Source organism: Rhodoferax sp., from assembly GCF_037143375.1.
GTDB lineage: Bacteria > Pseudomonadota > Gammaproteobacteria > Burkholderiales > Burkholderiaceae_C > Rhodoferax.
Map to the genome: position 1 here is coordinate 1 of NZ_JBAWYV010000277.1, position 2,385 is coordinate 2,385.

A 2,385-nucleotide genomic window follows, 5' to 3' on the forward strand; every position below is an offset into this window, starting at 1 on the left:
AAGAGGCGCCCACCTGAAAGCCGTTCAGGGTCAGGTCACCAGCAGTCAAAGCAGTTGTGGTTGCGCCACTGGTTTTGTTTGCTGCGTAGCTGGTGCCCACGCCTCCCAGTTCCGAGGTGCGGGTGCTGGCAATGGAGTTGATGGTGATGCTGTCAGCGGTCGAGTTATTGGCACCGACCTGGAATTTCTGGGCGGCAAACGAGCCGTCCAGCAGCTTCACGCCGTTGAAGGAGGAATTTTGCGACACACGGTCAATTTCAGCCGACAGGGCTTGCACTTCGCCGTCGAGCGCCGCACGGTCCGAGGTCGAGTTGGTGGCATTGCCAGACTGCACGGCCAGTTCACGCATGCGCTGCAGGTTGCTGCCAATTTGCGCCAAGTCACCTTCAGCCGTTTGCGACAGCGAGATGCCGTCGTTGGCATTGCGCGCCGCCTGGTTGCTACCTCGAATTTGCGAGGTCATGCGTTCGCTGATGGCCATGCCAGCGGCGTCGTCTTTGGCGCTGTTGATGCGCAAGCCTGACGACAAACGCTGCATAGCGGTTGACAACGAAGCCTGGTTCATGCCCAGATTGCGCTGAGCGGTTAATGAACCGATGTTTGTATTGATGACTGACATTTAGAAGTTCTGTTTTCTGGGAACATCCGGTACGCCTAGCGTACAAAGGCCAATCCGAAGACCGACCACCATGACCAGAACACTTCTGCGGTGCTTGCCAGACAACAGGTCCTGCATGAGGTCTGTTGCTATTCATTTCGGCACAAAGTCGCTCAAACTTTAATTTAATTCATAGCGGCTCACGCTTGCTGCACAAGGGCTAGAAGCCGATTTGGCATAAAAAAGGCGACAACAGTCAGACTGTCGTCGCCTTGGCTGGCAGAACCCCTTTTACGGGGCTCACCTCATGCTTGAGTCCGATTAACGCAGCAGCGCCAGCACACCTTGTGGCAACTGGTTGGCCTGCGCCACCATGGCGGTACCGGCTTGTTGCAGCACTTGGGCGCGCGACAGGGCGGCAGTTTCTGCGGCAAAGTCCGCGTCCTGAATCCGGCTGCGAGATGAAGACAAATTCTCTGAAGTCGTTTGCAGGCTGGTCACCACCGAGGTGAAGCGGTTCTGGATAGAACCGAGTGCTGCACGCGAGGCATTGACCGTGCCCAACGCACCGTCAATGGCGGACAGTGCTTTGGTGGCGTTCTCAGCGGTCAGCACGTTCATGCTGGCAATGCTTGACACCGAGGAGGTGACGGTGACCGGAACGGCTTCCCCGGCAGCAGACAAACCGGCACGGTCTGCGTGTGCGCCGGCATAGACAATGCCGCTTGAGCTGGCGCTGGTCAGGGTCACAGTGCCGTGGTTGTCAGCGGCGACGGCTGCCTGTGCCGTCATCAAATAAGCCTGCGATCCAAGTTGTGCTGCGGACAGCCCGGTCAGCGCCGTCAAGGTCGCCCGGTTCGCTGCGGCTGTTGCCGCGTCGGGTGCCGTATTCCCGATTGCGAAGGCGATAGTGTGAAAGTTGTTGCTATACATGTTGCCGCTCGAACTACCGAAAGGGTAAGACTCGGGTGCGCCGGCAATGCCAGTGTATTGCCCACTTGTGTTGTAGGCGGTGATGGCTCGGCTATATATTAAGGTTCCGATCATCGTGCTATTCCCATTCGCTGAAACTGGTGCCAAGGCGATCAATGCGCCTCCATCAACGCTGATCATCAGGTCCGTGATGGTTCCGGTAGCAGCGGGAACGGTTGCGAAATTCGCACCATCTGCAGGATTCGTGCTGCCCACCATCTGTGCCACCGCACTACCTCCTGGGACTGCTTTTGTACCCACATTGGCGGAGGCCAAACCGGTCTGGTTCATCAGGGTAGTTTTATTGTTCGCTGCAGTGGCGAGATCAGCCGCCGTCCCATTCATCCCAATGCTAATGTCGCGCCCATCCGCCGCACTCAGCGTCAGCTTGCCGTCGGTGGCGCTGGCGGTCGCCGTCACACCCGTTTGGTTGGCAATTTTATTGATCGCAGCAGCCACATTGGCGCCCTGACCAGCGGCTGATGCGCCGCCCTTGATGTCACCCACATTGACACCATTGATGCTGAAGGTGCCGGCACCGATGTCGCCCGTGCCCCCTGATACGTAGGCGCTGATGGTGCCGCCCGCCACCGTATTGGCATTGGCAACTGCTGTCACCCCCGAGCTGGGTGAAATCGCATTGATCGCCGCTGCGACTGAGAACGCACTGGCGGCGGTTTGACCTGCTGCCAGACCGGCAGAAGAGGCTCCCACCTGAAAGCCGTTCAGGGTCAGGTCACCAGCAGTCAAAGCCGTCGTCGTTGCGCCACTGGTTTTGTTTGCTGCGTAGCTGGTGCCCACGCCTCCCAGTTCCG

Annotated in this window: 1 protein-coding gene and 1 pseudogene; both read right to left on the reverse strand. The window is 58.5% G+C overall.

Annotated elements, in window-relative coordinates; translation table 11 throughout:
• Positions 1 to 619, reverse strand: a pseudogene (locus WCG50_RS18945) (flagellin); the annotation flags it as partial.
• 300 nt (positions 620 to 919) lie between these two features.
• The coding region (locus WCG50_RS18950) for a flagellin (RefSeq protein ID WP_336901152.1) at positions 920 to 2,385 on the reverse strand (1,466 nt) is incomplete at its 5' end.